The 16796-nt window shown below is 66.8% G+C and carries 15 protein-coding genes; 11 read left to right on the forward strand and 4 right to left on the reverse strand.

The features are described from left to right. Positions 1–31: 31 nt before the first annotated feature. The 4 genes from LDH66_RS09035 to LDH66_RS09050 all read left to right on the forward strand — a co-directional run bounded on the left by LDH66_RS09035 (position 32) and on the right by LDH66_RS09050 (position 3994). On the forward strand, positions 32–1216 hold the full coding sequence (locus tag LDH66_RS09035; RefSeq protein ID WP_226480724.1) for a DUF5305 domain-containing protein: 1185 nt from the start codon (positions 32–34) through the stop codon (positions 1214–1216). A gap of 169 nt (positions 1217–1385) precedes the next feature. Next, a complete protein-coding gene (locus LDH66_RS09040) occupies positions 1386–2996 on the forward strand; it encodes a long-chain-fatty-acid--CoA ligase (RefSeq protein ID WP_226480725.1) in 1611 nt (536 codons plus the stop codon). Between the two features lie 242 nt (positions 2997–3238). After that, positions 3239–3535 carry a MarR family transcriptional regulator gene (locus LDH66_RS09045; protein WP_226480726.1) on the forward strand — a complete coding sequence of 99 codons (297 nt, stop codon included), beginning with the start codon at positions 3239–3241 and terminating at the stop codon, positions 3533–3535. Between the two features lie 45 nt (positions 3536–3580). Beyond that, positions 3581–3994, forward strand: coding sequence for a hypothetical protein (locus LDH66_RS09050; protein WP_226480727.1), 414 nt, complete (start codon positions 3581–3583; stop codon positions 3992–3994). A 57-nt stretch (positions 3995–4051) separates the two neighbouring features. On the opposite strand, the gene LDH66_RS09055 is transcribed toward LDH66_RS09050, so the two are convergent. Both LDH66_RS09055 and LDH66_RS09060 read right to left on the reverse strand, forming a co-directional pair. Then, positions 4052–4966 carry an NAD+ synthase gene (locus LDH66_RS09055; RefSeq protein WP_226480728.1) on the reverse strand — a complete coding sequence of 305 codons (915 nt, stop codon included), beginning with the start codon at positions 4964–4966 and terminating at the stop codon, positions 4052–4054. A gap of 430 nt (positions 4967–5396) precedes the next feature. After that, the gene (locus tag LDH66_RS09060) at positions 5397–7298 is read right to left on the reverse strand and encodes a PINc/VapC family ATPase (protein WP_226480729.1); all 1902 of its coding nucleotides are present in this window, start codon (positions 7296–7298) and stop codon (positions 5397–5399) included. 158 nt (positions 7299–7456) lie between these two features. On the opposite strand from LDH66_RS09060, the gene LDH66_RS09065 reads away from it, so the two are divergent. Then, complete coding sequence (locus LDH66_RS09065) at positions 7457–9100, forward strand: globin-coupled sensor protein (RefSeq protein ID WP_226480730.1); 1644 nt, start codon at positions 7457–7459, stop codon at positions 9098–9100. A 97-nt stretch (positions 9101–9197) separates the two neighbouring features. Continuing rightward, entirely contained in the window at positions 9198–10313 is a 1116-nt protein-coding gene (locus LDH66_RS09070; RefSeq protein WP_226480731.1) for a M20 family metallopeptidase, read from the forward strand. A gap of 39 nt (positions 10314–10352) precedes the next feature. On the opposite strand, the gene LDH66_RS09075 is transcribed toward LDH66_RS09070, so the two are convergent. Beyond that, positions 10353–10721 carry a hypothetical protein gene (locus tag LDH66_RS09075; protein WP_226480732.1) on the reverse strand — a complete coding sequence of 123 codons (369 nt, stop codon included), beginning with the start codon at positions 10719–10721 and terminating at the stop codon, positions 10353–10355. 207 nt (positions 10722–10928) lie between these two features. Here LDH66_RS09075 and LDH66_RS09080 point away from each other — a divergent pair, with 207 nt between their 5' ends. The 5 genes from LDH66_RS09080 to LDH66_RS09100 all read left to right on the forward strand — a co-directional run bounded on the left by LDH66_RS09080 (position 10929) and on the right by LDH66_RS09100 (position 15321). After that, complete coding sequence (locus LDH66_RS09080) at positions 10929–12461, forward strand: carboxypeptidase M32 (protein ID WP_226480733.1); 1533 nt, start codon at positions 10929–10931, stop codon at positions 12459–12461. A gap of 106 nt (positions 12462–12567) precedes the next feature. Beyond that, positions 12568–13311, forward strand: coding sequence for an SDR family oxidoreductase (locus LDH66_RS09085; RefSeq protein WP_226480734.1), 744 nt, complete (start codon positions 12568–12570; stop codon positions 13309–13311). Positions 13312–13399: 88 nt separating this feature from the next. After that, positions 13400–14011, forward strand: a complete 612-nt coding sequence (locus LDH66_RS09090; protein ID WP_226480735.1) for a hypothetical protein — start codon at positions 13400–13402, stop codon at positions 14009–14011. A 125-nt stretch (positions 14012–14136) separates the two neighbouring features. Then, positions 14137–15000 (forward strand): tRNA pseudouridine(38-40) synthase TruA, encoded by an 864-nt coding sequence (gene truA / locus LDH66_RS09095; RefSeq protein ID WP_226480736.1) that lies wholly within the window; start codon positions 14137–14139, stop codon positions 14998–15000. 84 nt (positions 15001–15084) lie between these two features. Beyond that, positions 15085–15321, forward strand: coding sequence for a hypothetical protein (locus tag LDH66_RS09100; RefSeq protein ID WP_226480737.1), 237 nt, complete (start codon positions 15085–15087; stop codon positions 15319–15321). A 20-nt stretch (positions 15322–15341) separates the two neighbouring features. Here LDH66_RS09100 and LDH66_RS09105 read toward each other — a convergent pair whose 3' ends face one another. Next, positions 15342–16769, reverse strand: a complete 1428-nt coding sequence (locus LDH66_RS09105; protein WP_226480738.1) for a M28 family metallopeptidase — start codon at positions 16767–16769, stop codon at positions 15342–15344. Positions 16770–16796: the final 27 nt, after the last annotated feature.

Below are 16796 nucleotides of genomic sequence, written 5' to 3' on the forward strand. Positions count from 1 at the left end.
GTGACGGGGACCGGTGCGTGGGGGACGACGGATGATCGATAACCCGCGTCTCGAGTTACTGCTCGCCAGACAGGGTCGTGCGATCACGATCGCGCTGATTGCCGTTGGGCTCCTCGCGATCATCGCGACCGGCTGGGCGGTCGCGAACCCGGAGACGACGACTTCGCCGCAGTTCGACGAGGAGGCGGTCACGGCCAACGTCGGAACGAGTGCGATCGTCACCGAGAGCGGGACCCTCTGGACCGACGGCGAGGAACTCTCGAACAGTTCGGTGTACTTTCTGAACGCGTCACCGGAACTGACGGTCGCTCCGGAGACGAAGCTGCGAAACGAAACCGGCGGGACGCCGATCGAGGACGGGGACGTCACCCACGAGGTGGTGCTTCGGTTCGAAGCGAACCGCGACGGCTCCGCGTTCTGGAACGAGACCCATCAGGTGCTTCGCGAGTCGCCGTCGGTCGAAAACGGCGTCGCGACGTCACGGGCGACGATCGACGTCGAATCCTACCGGCAGCGCCAGCGCCAACTCGAGCGCGAGGTCAGCGGGGTCGGCTCGGTCGAACTCGTGATGGAGCTCCGCGTCGAGTACGATACGGGTCGCCATCGGGGAACGCTGACGACCGCGACGCCGGTGACGATCACGGAGGACGCCTACTGGCTCGAGGAGTCGCTTGCCGACTCCGCGTCGCACAGCCATCGGAGCGGCACGACGCGGACGACCGAGTCCCGCAACCCGGCGCTCGTCGGGGGTCTGTCGGTGCTCGGGACGCTCTCGCTCGCCGGGGCGGCGATCGTCGCCCGCCGGTCGCCGACCGACGTCGAGGCCGCTCGCCGCGCGGTCCACGAACAGCGCTACGCCGAGTGGATCTCCCGGGGCTCGATCCCGATGTGGATCGGCGACTATCACGTCTCGCTCGACACGCTCGAGGACGTCGTCGACGTCGCGATCGATACCAACGAGCGGGTCGTCCACGACACCCAGCGGGGGCTGTTCGCGGTCGTCAACGACGGCGTCGTCTACTACTACAGCGACCGCGGCCTCTGGGAGGAGACCGCCTGGCCGGAGATGGACCTCAAGGAGCAGCCGGCCGTGATCGACGGCGATCGGGACCTATCTCCCGAGGAGCTCTCGGAGCTCGACCCGAGCGACGAGTTCGCCGCGTCCGACGAAGGCGTCGGGTTCGACGACGACGAAGAAGTCTGGGAACAGTTGTAGCGTCTCCCTTCTCACGGCGGCGTCGACCGCCAGCCCGTCTCTCCGCACAGCATCCGGCGCGTCGTCGGGTCAAGAGACCCGGCGTCGACGGCCGATCGGGTTTCCGTAAACCTTCCTGATCGATAATAAACGAAATCACTATACGACCGATGCGCGAAAATTTCGGCGTATGGAAACGCCACTCATTGTCACGGACTTCCTCGAGCAGGCGCGGGATTACTACGGGGAGCAGGAAGCGATCGTGGGAACGGACGGCGATCGATTCACCTATGCGGAGTTCGGCGAGCGCGCGGACCGTTTCGCGGCGGCGCTGCAGGAGCGAGGGATCGAGAAGGGCGACCGGGTGGCCGTCCTCGATCCGAACACGCATTACCATCTCGAGGCGGCTTTCGGCGCGATGCAGCTCGGGGCGGTGCACACGCCGCTGAACTACCGCCTCGAGCCGGACGACTACGAGTACATCCTGTCGGACGCGGGCGTCGACGCGATCTTCGCCGACTACGAGTACGCTGACAAGATCGAGGCGATCCGCGACGAGGTGCCGACGGAGACGTTCGTGACGAACGATACCGACGCGGTGAAGGGCGACTGGGAGGATTTCGACGCGACCATCTCGGCCGCCGGGACCGAGTTCGAGCGCCCGGAGATGGCCGAAGACGAGATAATCACGATCAACTACACCTCGGGGACGACGGGGGATCCGAAGGGCGTCTGTCGCACCCACCGGACGGAGACGCTACACGCCTACCTGATCTCGATCTATCACGAGATTACCGACGACGATACCTACCTGTGGACGCTGCCGATGTTCCACGTCAACGGCTGGGGTCACATCTACGCGGTGACCGGGATGGGCGCGACCCACGTCTGTACGCGAGGGGTCAACGCGGACGAGGTCGTCGCCTCGATCCGCGAGGAGGATGTCTCACTGCTCTGTGCCGCCCCGGCGGTGCTCAACCAGTTGGTCGACTACTACGAGAGCGAGGGCGAACCCGAGATGATGGGAGATCAGCAGGTCCGGGTCACGACCGCCGGCTCGGCCCCGCCGGAGGCGACGATTCGGGCCGTCGAGGACCGCTTCGGCTGGTATCTGAAACACCTCTACGGGGCGACCGAGACGGGGCCGCTGATCACGATCTCCGACGCGAAGCGGCTCATGACCGACGACAACCGCTTCGAGATCAAGAAGCGCCAGGGGATGGGCGTCCTCGGCACCGACGTTCGCGTCGTCGACGAGGACGGCGAGGACGTCCCCCGCGACGATCAGACGCTCGGCGAGATCGTCGTCCGGGGCAATCAGATCATGGACCGCTACTGGAACAAGCCCGAGGCGACCGAGGAGGCGTTCACCGATCGTATCGAGGGCTACTACCACACCGGTGACCTCGCCACGATCGACGAGAACGGCATGATCGCGATCCGGGACCGGAAGAAGGACATCATCATCTCGGGGGGCGAGAACATCTCGAGCATCGAACTCGAGGACACGCTGTTCGATCACGATGCGGTCGCCGACGCGGCCGTGATCCCAGCACCGAGCGACGAGTGGGGCGAGACGCCGAAGGCGTTCGTCGTGCCGTCGAACGGGGATCCGACCGATCCGCCGGTCTCGGCCGACGAACTGACCGAGTTCACCCGGGATCGACTCGCGAGCTACAAGGTCGTTCGCCGGATCGAATACGTCGAAGACCTCCCGAAGACCGCGACGGGAAAGACCCAGAAGTACGAACTCCGCCAGCAGGAGTGGGCCGACGAGGACCGGATGATCGGTGAGGGGTAGTCAGAGAGCGGCCGGTCCGCTGACTGGGTATTCAGCCTCGTTCCGGTCTCTCGCGTTCGAATCTGTCCCGATCGTCGAATATCGTCGTATTTGATTAGTTCCGCCGGATCGGCTACGGATCGCGTATCGAGTGTATCACCGACTATATGGACATTTTACGCTATCGAATATATAGAAAAATGTCGGAGTTCCCTCTCGGTAAGGCTCAACTTTTATACTGCTGGGGCCTTTCGAATCGTAATATGGCAGAGACCGACGGGGAGGAGATCGAAGACTTGCCACCGAGCGCGAAACTCGTCTTCAAGGTTCTCGAGTACGACGGGCCGTTGACGCAGAAACAGATCGTCGAGGAATCGATGCTCTCGGCCCGAACGGTGCGATACGCGCTCGAGCGTCTCGAAGACATTGGGATCGTTGACGAGGATATTTACTTTGCGGACGCCCGTCAGAGCCTCTATCGGCTCGAAGAGCCGGTCGCCGCCGACGGTAACGGCGGCGTCGAGGAGTCCCCGAAGAAAGACGCCTGCTGTGCCGAATAACGGCGAGAGCGGCAGAACTATTTTCTAGCGGTGACCGAATTCGGTATGGATAAAGAGCGGCTCCCGCGGTGGGGATGGCTGCTGATCGGTCTGTTTCTGGCGGCGCTGGTCGCGAACATACTCAATCTGCTCGTTCTGGTACCGACCGTCCTTCCGGAGGCGTATCGATCGATCACGGTCATCACGACCATGTCGCCGGTACTGATCTACGTCGGCGTCTGGTACGACGAGGAGCGCCAGTCCTACTGGGAGCATTCGCGGGCGCGAATCGTCGGTGACGTCCTCTTCGTGGTGTCCGGTGCGGCGCTTGGGTCAGCGATCACGCTCGCAGTGATCGTTGACCTGGGAGTGTCCGCGTTTCTCCAGGACGTCCTCGCGATGGCCACCGGATTTCTTCTGGCGTGGGGGCTGTTCTGGTGGCGCAATCCGGATATGTACGCCATCGAAACGGATCAGTGAGACTCGGGCGTCGAGTAGCGAGTCGTGGCGCGGGGGGACGGCCGTCGATCGTCGTCGCTACTCGCGGGAGTCCGCTCCGCCGTCGACACGGTCCTCGCGGCCGAGGATCCCCGGCGTCGGCGGCGTCGTCCGTTTGTGGGCGGTGGCGGCGTGCAGGGACGCGATCTCGTCGGCCGTCTCGCGGTCGATCCGCAGGTCGGCGACGGCCTCCTCGAGCGGGAGTCCCTCCTCGACGACTCGGTACAACAGCGGGTCGATGACGTCGTACCGGGCACCGAGTTCGCCGGCGTCGGTCTGGGTCGCCCAGAAGCCCGCCGTCGGCTCCTTGCTGACGATGCGACGGGGAAGGCCGATGTGTTTGGCGAGCGCCCGGACCTCGGTCTTGTAGCAATCCCCGATCGGATAGGCGTCGGCCGCGCCGTCGCCGTGCTTGGTAAAGTACCCCAGCAGCTGTTCCGAACGGTTCGCGGTTCCGAGCACGAGCCGCGACTGGCTGTTCGCGGCGTAGTAGGCGGTGACCATCCGCAACCGCGCGACGGCGTTGCCGATCTCGTGGGTCCGCTCGTCGGACCGGTCAGTCGCGTTCGACGTCGACTCGAGGGTGCTCGCGACCGTCTCCTCGAAGGCCTCGAGCAACGGCCGCAACTGGATCTCCTGAAACTCGATTCCCATTCCCTCCGCGATCGTGCGGGCCTCGCTGACGTGGGCCGCGTCGGTCTTATGACAGGGCAACCCGAGTCCGAGAACGTTCTCGTTGCCGACGGCCTCGACCGCGAGCGCGGTCGTCAGCGTCGAATCGATACCGCCGCTCATCGCGACGACAACGCCGTCCACGCCGGCGTCGGCGACCCGCGTCCGAATGTCGGCGACGATCCGCTCGCGTATCGCCTCGAGCGAACGACGATCGGTCAGAAACGGGCCGTTCGTGCGCTCGATATCCGAATAGACGAACGTCTTCTTATCTACGCTCATACGTTGGGATCACTTTGAGTTACCTACATTATCCAAACGATCGTCCGCTATAAGAATCTAATCCTTAAACAGCTAGTAGCCAAAACCGTGGTTCAGGCCCACACGTTTTCGATTGCGTTCTATCGGTGTCTATCCGTCCAATTACTGTCTCGAGGATCGTGGGTCTTCGGACGTTTGTCGTCCCCGGCCGGCGGGCCGACTGCGCAACGGTCCACGCACCGCGGGACGTCCTGCGTCTCACTCGCCACCGGAAAGCGACCCGCTCGCATCCGCTCGCTCGCCGGATAATTACGACAGCATGACCGTCACCGAACCCTTCACGATGGACCGTTTTCCGCTCGGGTGCACTCACTACGTTCGCGCACGACTCGCGCAAAAATACACCAAAAAAGAGCCGCTCACTCACTGCGTTCGTTCGCGGGTTGGCTGCTTACGACGGGACGATCGTCACCGAATCCTTCCGGTCGATCGCTCGCTCGAGTTCCTCTGCGATCGCGCTGCCACGCGAGACCTGAATCTCGCCGCCGCGGCTCACCGTCGCGGTGAAGAGGTACTCGCCGCCGGCCCGCACCTCGACGGTCTCGCCGTGGCTGCCGTCGACCGGGATGACGATGTGTCTCGAGGTGATTTCCGGTTTGACCATCTGGCCCGCTTGCGCGCCGCTGCCACCGCTCCCGCCGCTACTGCCGCCCCCACCGCCGTTCGCGCTCGCGCCGCCGCCAGCGCTCCCCGCGCCGTAGTTGGGGTTCTCGTCGTGCGTGCGGACGTCGATGTCGATCCCCAGCCGATTCTCGACGTCGGTGATGCGCCCGCCGCCCTTGCCGATGACGCTCGAGATGTCGTCTTCCTCGACGTAGACGACGGCCTTGTCCTGGCTCTTGAGTTCGACGTCGACGTAGCCCTGGGCGATCGAGCGGATCTCCCGTTCGATCTCCTGTTTGGCGATCCGGTCGACGCCGGACTCGTTGGCCGGACCGCCGTCCTCGTCTTTCAGCGGGACGGTGACGACCTGCCGGTTGAAGGTGTAGATCTCGTACTCGGGCTCGCCGGTCTGGAAGTTCGTGACCTGAATCACGGGACGAGCGAGGTCCTCCTCGGTGAGGCCCGCGGGGACCTTGACCTCGGTCTTGACGTCGTAGACGGTCTCGACCTCGCCGGCCTCGATGTAGACGACGGTGTCGACGACCTGCGGGATCATCCCGAGTTCGACGCGGCCGACGAGCCGCTGGAGGGCGTCGATCGGTCGCGTCGCGTGGACGACGCCGATCATGCCCACGCCGGCCAGGCGCATGTCCGCGAAGACCTCGAAGTCGTTGGTCTTCCGGACCTCGTCGTAGATGGTGTAGTCCGGCCGGACCATCAGCAGGGCGTCGGCCGTCTTGGCCATCTCGCCGCCCAACTCCGTGTACTGGGTGATGTCCGGACCGACCTGCAGGTCCCGCGGCTTCTCCATGGTCTTGACCGAGTAGTCGTGATCCGAAATATAGCGGGCAACCGCCTGCGCGAACGTCGACTTCCCGGCTCCCGGGGCTCCCGAGATCAGGACGCCGCGCTGGCGCTCGAGCAGGCGCTCTTTCAGCTCGTCGGCGTGCTCGTAGTCCTCGATGTCGGTCTGGGCGATCGGGCGGACGGCCGTGATCTCGATGCCGTCGGAGAACGGCGGGCGACCGATCGCGATCCGGTAGTCCCGGAACTGGACGATGTTCATGCCCGGTTCGGAGAGCTCGATGAAGCCGTCGGGGGCTTCCTTCGCGGCGTCGACGACCTCGCGAGCGTACTCGTCCATCGTCGCCTCGTCGAGCGGCTCGTCGGCGATGGCCTCGTAGGACATCGCACCGAGTTCGCCGCGTTTGGCCTTCGGCACGGCGTCGGTCTTGAGGTGGACGCTCATCGTCTGGTCGTCGAAGAACTCCTCGACGGCCAGCGTCCCGACCTCCCGTACTTCGGGGGCGACGTGTTCGACGTCGAGGCCCTTCGCCTCGGCGACCTCGGCCTGGACGACGTCGCTCGTGACGAAGGTCGCGTCGAGTTCCTCCGCGAGGTCGCGGATCAGGGCGTCGATCTCGCCTTCCGAGGCGTGGCCCCGCTCGATGGCGTTGGGCCGCTCGCCGACGTATCGGAGCTCGATGACTCCCTCGTCGGCGAGGTCGGCCAGCCGCTGGAGCTCCTCTAAGCCGTCCCAGCCGCTGTCGATCCCGTCGTTGGCCTGCGCCTCGAGTTCCGCGACGACCGCCTCGGGGACGCAGATCGTCGCTCCCTCGAACTGCCCGTCTTCGATAGTCGCCGAGACGCGGCCGTCGATGACCACGCTCGTATCCGGCACGACGTTCATACGTAAACTGGTCGACGTACGCCTATAAGGGTGTCCACAGCAAATCCGCGTTCCTCGTTTCCAGTCCACACGCCTCTATCCGTGCGACCGAGTCCCACGTTCCTATTCAGCGGGAACACTCACGGAAAGTTAATCGATCGACCGAACACGTTTCGGTCATGCAACCGCAGCAGACGTTCGGGCGCGGGGGACTCAACGGCTTTCTCGACGTCGACGAGCTCGTCGATCGTATCGGGCTCGACGAGGACGAAATCGCGTGGCGAAAGGAGTTCATCGGATTCGACGAGGACGACGAGCGGCGGCTAGCGGCCCTCGAGCCGTTGGTCCAGGCGAATGCCGAGGCGATCGCCGACGACTTCTACGAGAACGTGTTGCACTACGAGCAGACCCGAGCGATCGTCGACCGATCGCCGAAAGACGTCGACGCCCTCAAGCGAACGCAACAGGCGTATCTCGTCTCGCTGGCCGCCGGGGAGTACGACCGGGAGTTCTTCAAGAATCGGGCGCGGATCGGGAAGCTCCACGAACTGCTCGACATGCCGCTAAAACAGTACGTGGGGCAGTACGGCGTCTACTACGACCTGATTCTGTCCCGGTTGAACGAGCGGGTCCAGCAACAGGTCGTCGACGCCATCGAGGAGTGGGCCGAGGAGCGCGACGCCGAGGGAGACGGCGGCCTCGAGCGGTTCGTCGGCGCGCTGGGGCTCGGTGGCGGCATCGAGGACGCGGAAGACGGCCTCGAGGAGTCGTTCGAGGAAACCGTCAGAGACGCCATCGACGACGGCATGATGGACGTCCTCTCGCTGTTGCGGATCATCAACCTCGACATGCAGGTCGCGGTCGACACGTACGTCGACTCGTACGCACAGCAACTCGAGGAGTCGATCGAGCGCCGGAAGCGACTCGCCCGCGAGGTCGAGGAGGACGTACAGGGGCCGATCGCCGAACTCCACGACTCGAGCGAGGCGATCGCGAACCGCGCCGAGGCGATCAGCGAGCACACCGAGTCCCAGGCGACTGGCATCACGCGGGCGGCGGGGGAACTCAACGAGATGAGTGCGGCCATCGAGGAGGTTGCGAGCGTCGCCGACGAGGTCAGCGAGGAGAGCGATCGAACCGAGACGCTCGCTGCACAGGGCGTCGAAGCGGCCGACGATGCACTTGACGAACTCGCAGCGATCGAGGACGCGACCGATCGCGTCGCCGACGCCGCCGACGCGCTCGCGGACCGTACCGAGGAGATCGATGAGATCGTCGATCGACTCGACGAGCTGGCCGAACGGACGACGGTGCTGGCGGCGAACGCGAAGATCGAGTCCTCGCGAGACGGTGCAGACGGCAGCGAGACGATGAGCGTCATCGCGAGCGAAGTACGGTCGTTCGCCGAACAGACAAAGACCGACCTCTCCGAGATCGAGGAGGCCGTCGAAGCCGTTCGCCAGGACGCGACGGCGACCGTCGAGACGACTGAGGAGACGGTCAGTCGCGTCGAGACCGGAACGGACCGCGTTCGGAAAACGGTCGACTCGCTCGAGGAGATCCATGAGTCGGCGCGGACGACGGCGTCGGGCATGGAAGACGTCGCGGCCGCGACCGATCAGCAGGCTCGGGGCGTCGAGGTAACGGCGGAGACGCTCGATGACCTCTCGGAGTCGGCCGACACGGTTGCGAGCGCCGCAGAGTCGGTCGCGGCGGCGAGTCAACAGCAGACGGCCAGCCTCAGCGAGGTCCGCGAGTCGGTCGCGCGGTTGACCGACGACGAGCCCGACTCTGCGCCGCCGGTCTACGAGCGACTCGGCTGAATCCCGAACGGCCCGGCGAGCCGACCGCGAACCCTGTGGCGGGACACCGACCTCGAGTTTCGGTGCACTGAACAGCACAGCCGTCGATACGTCGCGTATGACTCTCGTCGAGCTGACGCGCGAACTCGTCGCGATCCCGAGCCACGAGGACGAGACCGCCGCCGGCGACTTCATCGAGACGTGGCTCCGTCGCGAGACCGACGCTGACGTGACTCGAGACGCCGCCGGCAACGTGATCGCTCGGAAGGGGACCGGCGAGGAGACGCTCGCGCTGGTCGGACACCACGACGTCGTGGCGCCGGCCGAGTCACAGGTCTCGAGCGGCGGCGGAGACGATGGCGGAGACGGCGACGGGACGAGCGAGTACGTCGTCGACGAGCGCGACGGTCGCCTCTACGGCCGCGGCACGGCGGATATGAAGGGGGCGGTCGCGGCCGCGCTGCTCGCCTTCCGGGATGCCGATCCCGCCGGCGAACTCGTCGTCGCGAGTTTCGTCGGCGAAGAAGTGGGCGGTACCGGCGCACGGCACGCCATCGAGAAGGGGTTCGCACCCGACTACGCCGTCGTCGGCGAGGGATCGACGAACTACTCCGGGCCGGACGTTACCGACGTCGCCGTCGCTCACAAGGGTCGCCGCGGGAGCACGATCACCGCCCGCGGGACCGCGGCCCACGCCAGCGAGGCCGACGCCGGCGAGAACGCCATCTACCGCGCTACCGCGGCGGTCGACCGCGTTCGCGACGTAGAGCCCCCGTCGGTCGACGTAGCGGGCGAGACGCTCGAGGGGCGGCTCACGGTCACGGAGATCGAGGGCGGCTCGGCGATGAACGTCGTCCCCGCCCGCTGTGCGTTCACGGTCGACGAGCGGACGGTGCCGGGCGAACGCGCGGCCCTCGAGCGGGTCAAAGAACTCGAGGGGGTCGAGTGGACGGTCGACCAGGATCTACCGCCGATGCGCTGTGACGACGAGGCGTTCGCCGAGACGGTCCTCGAGGCCGCTGCCGGTTCCCAAGCGAGCGAACCCGAACTGGTGACGAAACCCCACGCGACGGACGCGGGCTGGCTCTCGCAGGCGGGCGCGGAGTGCGTGATCTGCGGGCCCTCCGAACCCGGCGAGGCCCACACCGACGACGAGAGCGTCTCGATCGATGTCCTCGAGCGTTGTCGCGAGACCTATCGGCGGGTCGCGGAGCGGTGGCCGTCGGCGCGGTGAGTGCGCCGCGACGGCGCGTCGACCGCTCGGTGGTCCACGTCAGACGCCCGGGACGCCGACCGCTTCGAAGCCGGTGATACCGAGCACCGCGAGGACGTAGAGCGCGATCAGGACGGTAATCCAGGCGACGAGGCCGATCATCGCTGCGGCGGTCCAGTCGCCGGGATACCGCCAGTTGATGACCCCGACGTACGCGATCAGGGCCAGTAGAGGTCCGACGAGGGGGATCCAGCCGACGACGAAGCCGACGATCGTCCAGACGATCGCCCCGATCAGCGCGGTGACGATGGCGTGATCGTAGTTGCCGCGGCCGACGATGACTCGAGCGCCCGCGTAGATACCGAGGGCACCGATCAGTAGGCTGACGACGAACACGACGGCTGACGCGATTGGCGAAGCGAGGGCCATAGCGAGCGGACGTACGTCAGATCGGCGGAACAGTCCGGTGCTTGCACGTTCCATCTCACTCTCATCGGTTCTCGATTGCGGCAGTACGGTCGCTTGTGATGCCCGTAATACCGGTATCGATAGTCACGGTAGTCGACATCCGACCGCTCGGTCTCGAGATGCCCGGAACCCCGACGTTGATACCGCTTCCGAGCGAACGGTACGCCCATGGCGACCGATCAGGCCCAGAGCGACGCGAGCGAGGCCGACACCTACGAGCAGTTCGAAGAGCGAGTGCGACGCATCTCGAACGTCGGGAACGCCGCCGGCATCCTCCGGTGGGATCAGGAGGTCGTAATGCCCGACGAAGGAACTCCGGCCCGCGCACAGCAGCTCTCGACGCTGTCCTCGATCAGTCACGAACTCCTGACCGCCGACGAGACCGGGGAGTTGCTTTCCGATCTTGAGTCCACCGACCTCGATGAGGAAGGAACCGCCGTCGTCCGCGAGCTCCGACGCCAGTACGACCGCGAGACGAGCGTCCCCCAGGACCTCGTCGAAGAAATTTCCGCGACGGCGTCGAACGCCCATCCGAAGTGGAAGCAAGCCAGGGAGGACGACGACTTCGACCACTTCGCGCCGACCCTCGAGAAGCTGGTCGACCTCAAGCGCGAGTACGCGAACCACATCGATCCCGACGCCGACCCCTACGCCGTGCTCTTCGCGGACTACGAGCCTTACATCGACCTCGAGACGGCGGAACGGGTCCTCGAGCGACTGCGCGAGAACCTCGTCCCGCTGATCGACGCCGTCCAAGACAGCGACGCGGATCTCACCACGGACGCGTTCGCGGGCGAGTTCGACGACGACGATCAGGAAGCCCTCGCGCGCGATGTGCTCGACTCGCTCGGATACGACTGGGATCGCGGCCGCATCGATACCGCACCGCATCCGTTCTCCTCGGGGACGCAGTTCGACGCCCGCGTGACGACCCGGTTCGAGGAGGACGATCTGCTGGGATCGATCACGTCGACCATCCACGAGTTCGGCCACGCGAACTACACGCAGGGCCTCCCCGACGAGGGATACGGCACGCCGCTGGGCGAGGCCCGCGATCTCTCGGTCCACGAGTCCCAGTCCCGCCTCTGGGAGAACCACGTCGGCCGATCCCGCCCCTTCTGGGAGCACTTCCTGCCGATCGCCCGCGAGCGCTTCCCCGAACTCGAGGACGTGACGCCCGAGGAGGCCTACGAGTCGGCCAACCAGGTCTACGACGACAATCTCATCCGCGTCGAGGCGGACGAACTCACCTATCACCTCCACATCGTGATCCGCTTCGAGATCGAACGTGACCTGATCCGGGGGGATCTCGAGGTCTCGGAGGTCCCCGAGGTCTGGAACGACAAGTACGAGGAGTACCTCGGCGTGCGCCCCGAGACGGACGCGGAGGGCTGTCTGCAGGACATCCACTGGTCCCACGGCGACTTCGGCTACTTCTCGACGTACTCGCTGGGTTCGGTGCTCGCGGCACAGCTGTACGCCGCGGCGGAGGACGACCGCGGCGAGTTCGATGACCAGATCCGCGAGGGCGAGTTCGACGAACTCAACGGCTGGCTCCGCGATAACATCCATCAGCACGGTAAACGGTACGTCACGCCCGACCTGATCGAGAACGCGACCGGCGAGGGGCTGACCGCGGACTACTTCCTCGAGTACGTCGAGTCGAAGTACGGCGAACTCTACGACCTGGACGGCTACTGATCGACCTGAACGACGACTGACCGCGGTCCCTGCGACCGTCCTCGATCGCCGCCGACCGTTCCGCGACCCTCGTTTTTACGACCGCTGCCCGCATACGTGTGACGCGATGTCAGACACGCTCGAGCAGGGAACGGCGATCGTCACCGGCGCGAGTTCGGGAATCGGCGCGGCGACGTGTCGCGAACTCGGGGCCGAGGGAGCGAACGTCGTCCTCGCGGCCCGCAGCGAGGACCGACTGACGAGCCTCGCGGACGAGCTCGAGGCGGCCCACGGCGTCGAGACGCTGGTCGTCCCGACGAACGTCCGCGAGGAGGACGACGTCGACGCGCTCATCGACGAGACCGTCGCGACGTTCGGCGGCATCGACGTCCTGGTGAACAACGCGGGGCTGTCCCGGGGCAGCGAGGTCGAATCGCTGTCGACCGAGGAGTACGAGACGATCCAGGAGACCAACGTCGACGGCGTCTTCTACGCGTCGCGGGCGGCGATCCCCCACGTCCGCAAGCGCGAGGGCCACCTGATCTTCGTCGCCAGCTTCGCTGGCCGACACCCGCGGCCGGCCAATCCCGTTTACGCCGCGTCGAAGTGGTGGGTCCGGGGCTTCGCCAAGAGCCTCGCGGCCCAGATCGGCGACGACGACGTCGGGATCACGATCGTCAACCCCGCCGAGGTCCGTTCGGAGTTCGAGACGCCCGACGGCGAGACCTTCGCCGAGCGGTTCGACGAGGACGAGGCCAGCGCCCCCGAGGAGGTCGCCGACGCGATTCGTTTCGCCGCGTCCCAGGACCACTCGAGCGTGAGCGAACTCGATATCAACCGTCGCGGCAAGTTCGCCGATACCTTCCACTGACGAGGGCGGCGACGGCCACCGCGATCACCTAAAAGGGGCTGTGATTGCCGGGTATGGACTCACCCGTCCCCGACCCCCTCCCTCGAGTATGCGAGTCTCAATTCCGGGCGCTCCGGGCGTCTACTTCGACACCGACGCGGAGTCGACGGCGATCAATGTCGCGCTGACCGCCGCCGGTCGGCGGGCACCGAAACCGCAGGGCTACGCCATTCAGGCCCTGCCGTACCTCTGGTCGTTCGACGTCGACCTGCAGGAGGTTCCCAACGACCACCCGATCCAGTACCTCCATCCGGAGGGCGCACGGAGCCTCGGCGAACTCTCCCCCCAGCGCGGGGTCCGCGAGGCCGGCACCGAACTCGAGTCCGTGCTGCGGTTCGTCTGGTCGGTCAACGAGGAACTCGAGACGGCGACGACGCAACTCCTCGGCGCGGGCGACGCGGCGGAGGACGGCGTCACCATCGAGATTCAGGAGGGAAGCGTCGGCGTCGACGGCTCGACGCTCGAGACCGACGAGTTCGATATCGACGAGTCCGAGACGGAGACGTCCGCCCGCACCGAGATCGACATCGACGACGGTGATGCCGGCGGAGCCGGCGATTCCGACGAATTCGGGTTCGACGAGTCAGATCCCGACGACGAAGTCGATACCGATGACGAGTTCGATCTCGACGGCGAGTCCGACCCCGACGACGAGTTCTGAATTTCCCCGAGATCGATTCCGCTGACCGCTCAGTGAGCGGTCGGCCGTTCGATCGGTCGAATCGGCGGCCGTCGAGACAGCGAACGGTATAACACCCTGGCACCGCTGGATCGACTCGAGAACCGATGGCTCCCCGCGCGTTCCGGATCGCCTACGACGGGACGGACTACCACGGCTTCCAGCGACAGCCCCAGCCCGACGTCCCCACGGTCGAGGACGCGGTCTTCAACGCCCTCCGCGCGCTCGAGGTGCTCGATCCCGACGCGGCCAAGCCCGCGGGCTACGCAGCCGCTGGCCGCACCGACGCCGGCGTCTCCGCGCTGGCCCAGACGATCGCGCTCGAGGCACCCGACTGGCTCGCGCCGCGAGCGCTGAACGCCGAACTCCCCGCCGACGTGCGGGCGTGGGCGGCCGCCGACGCGCCCGAGGGGTTCCACGCGACCCACCACGCGAGCCGCCGGGCGTACACCTATCACCTGTACGCGCCGCCCGCCGACGAAGCGACGCTCGATCCGGACGCCGATGCGATCGCGCCCGCCGTCGACGACGAGCGGTTCCGCGCGGCCTGCGAGGCGCTGTCGGGCACCCACGACGTCCACAACCTGACGCCGGACGACCGCAACACGGAGCGCTCGCTGACGCTCGCGGCCGAGCGCGACGGCGATTACCTCGTCGTCACCGTCAGCGCGGGCGGCTTCGCTCGGGAACTCGTCCGCCGACTCGTTTCGCTCGCTCGCGCGGTCGGTGCCGGCGAGTCGCCGCTCGCGAAGATCGATCGCGTCCTCGAGCCCGAGCCGTTGCCCGGCCACGAGGGGATCGCCCCCGCGCCGCCCGAGCCGCTCGTCCTGACCGACGTGGTCTACCCCGATCTCGCCTTCGAGATCGACGCGGACGCGGCCGAGAGCGCTCGAGCCGTGTTCGACCGCCGCCGCATCGACCGACGGACGGGAGCGCGCGTCGCCGGACAGGTGGCCGACGGGATGCGCTGATCGGGGAGCCGGGCCGACTCGAGCCGACCCCGTCGCCACTTGAGCGGACGAGCGTTTTTCAGCGCCGGGCACACACGTCGGCGTATGGAACTGTCACCGGAAGAGTACGGTGCCTACTGGCGCGCCTCGGTCCGCGTCGCCGCGGGGCTGCTCGTGATCTTCTTCGGACTGCGTCTCACGTCGCCGCTCCGGACCCATCCCGAGGTCGGCGCGTCCGCGCTCGGCGTCGTCCTGCTCGCCCTACTCGTGGTCGTCGGTACGTTCGTCGCGACGCTCGGTCTCGCCCGCGTCGTTCGAACGGCAGTCGACGCGGAGACCTGAACCCCGCCGACGGCACCCGCTCACGACCATACGTCGGGCCACATCTCCGCGGCGCGCATTCCGGACTCGTACTCCTGCTCCCGCAGCCGTTCGCGAAGCTCGCCCTCGTCGATCCGCGGCACGTCTCGCCCAGCGAGTTCCCGGACGAGCAGCGCCGTCAGAATCGCGTGCTCCCGGAGATTCCGCGGGTCGACCTTGTCGCGCGTGTCCGCCGTCGTGTGTCCCCAGCCGCGGCCCCGTTCGCCGCCCTCCGGGGGCTCGCTGTGGAGTTGCAGCGCCGGAACGCCGGCTCGCAGGAACGGCCAGTGGTCGCTGAACGGATGTGGGTCCAGCTCGTGGACGACCGACTGGCCGAACGCGTCCGTCACCTCGTCCGCGATCTCAGCGAGCGGCTCGGAGCCGTGAGACAGCGCCCGCAGGTTCCGGAACCGCCCCGCGCCGTCGACGTTGACGACCGCCCGAATCGACTCTAGGGCCAACTCGTCGGCGAGCGCCTCGGCACCGAGCAGGCCGATCTCCTCGCAGCCGACGGCGGCGACCCGGACCGAACACGCGAGGTCGTCCTCGATCGCTGCGAGGACCGCCGTCGCGCCGGCGACGGTCGCGATTCCGCAGCCGTTGTCGAGCGCGCCCTCCCCGATGTCGTGGGCGTCGTAGTGAGCGAGGACGAGCACCTCCTCGTCGGTCTCTCGCGGACTCCCTCCGCTCGACCCCCCCGAGGCGCTCGGCGCCTCGCCACCGAGCGTTCCGTGGACGTTCTGGCTCGAGCCGTCCCGCGTGGTGGCGTCGACGCGGAGGCGGGCCCGCGCGCCGCGATCGGCGTAGTCCGTGAGCCAGTCGTGCGTTTCGGCGCTGACGCCGATCCCCGGCACGGCGGCCTCGGCGTCGAACTTCAGCGCGCCCGTCGGCGGCAACTGTCCGGGGACGTGGTTGCCGAAGACGAACGCCTCCGCCCCCGCCGCCGCGGCGTGGCCGAACTTCTCCATCCGGTGGACGAACCGCCGGTCCGGCGGCGTCGTCGTACTCGCGACGGCGATCGCGCCCTGCAGGGCCGCGTCGTCGATCTCCTCAGGGGTGCCGTAGCCGACGTCGACCAGCGGGCCCTCGACGTCGGCCGCCGGGGAGTACGGCAGCGCGATCGCCTCGAACGAGCGACCGGTTCCTGCGTCCTCCGAATCCGGGGCCGTCTCGGACGACGTCTCGTTCCCGAGCACTGCGAACTCGGTCGTGCCGCGCTCCCAGTAGCGCATCGGGAACTCGTCGGTTCGAACGTCCGCGAGCCCGGCATCGGAGAGGGTCTCACGGACGATTTCCGCGGCTCGGCGCTCGCCGCCGGAGCCGCCCATCCGATGGGGGAGTTCGGTCAGTCGGGTCAGCAGCTCCCACGGTCGATCGTCGGTCCACGCTCGGCCGATCGCGCGCTCGAGGGCTCGATCGCCGTCGTCCATAGCCGTTCTTCGGCGGCGATCGAAAAA

Source organism: Natrinema amylolyticum (genome assembly GCF_020515625.1).
Classification (GTDB): Archaea; Halobacteriota; Halobacteria; order Halobacteriales; family Natrialbaceae; genus Natrinema; species Natrinema amylolyticum.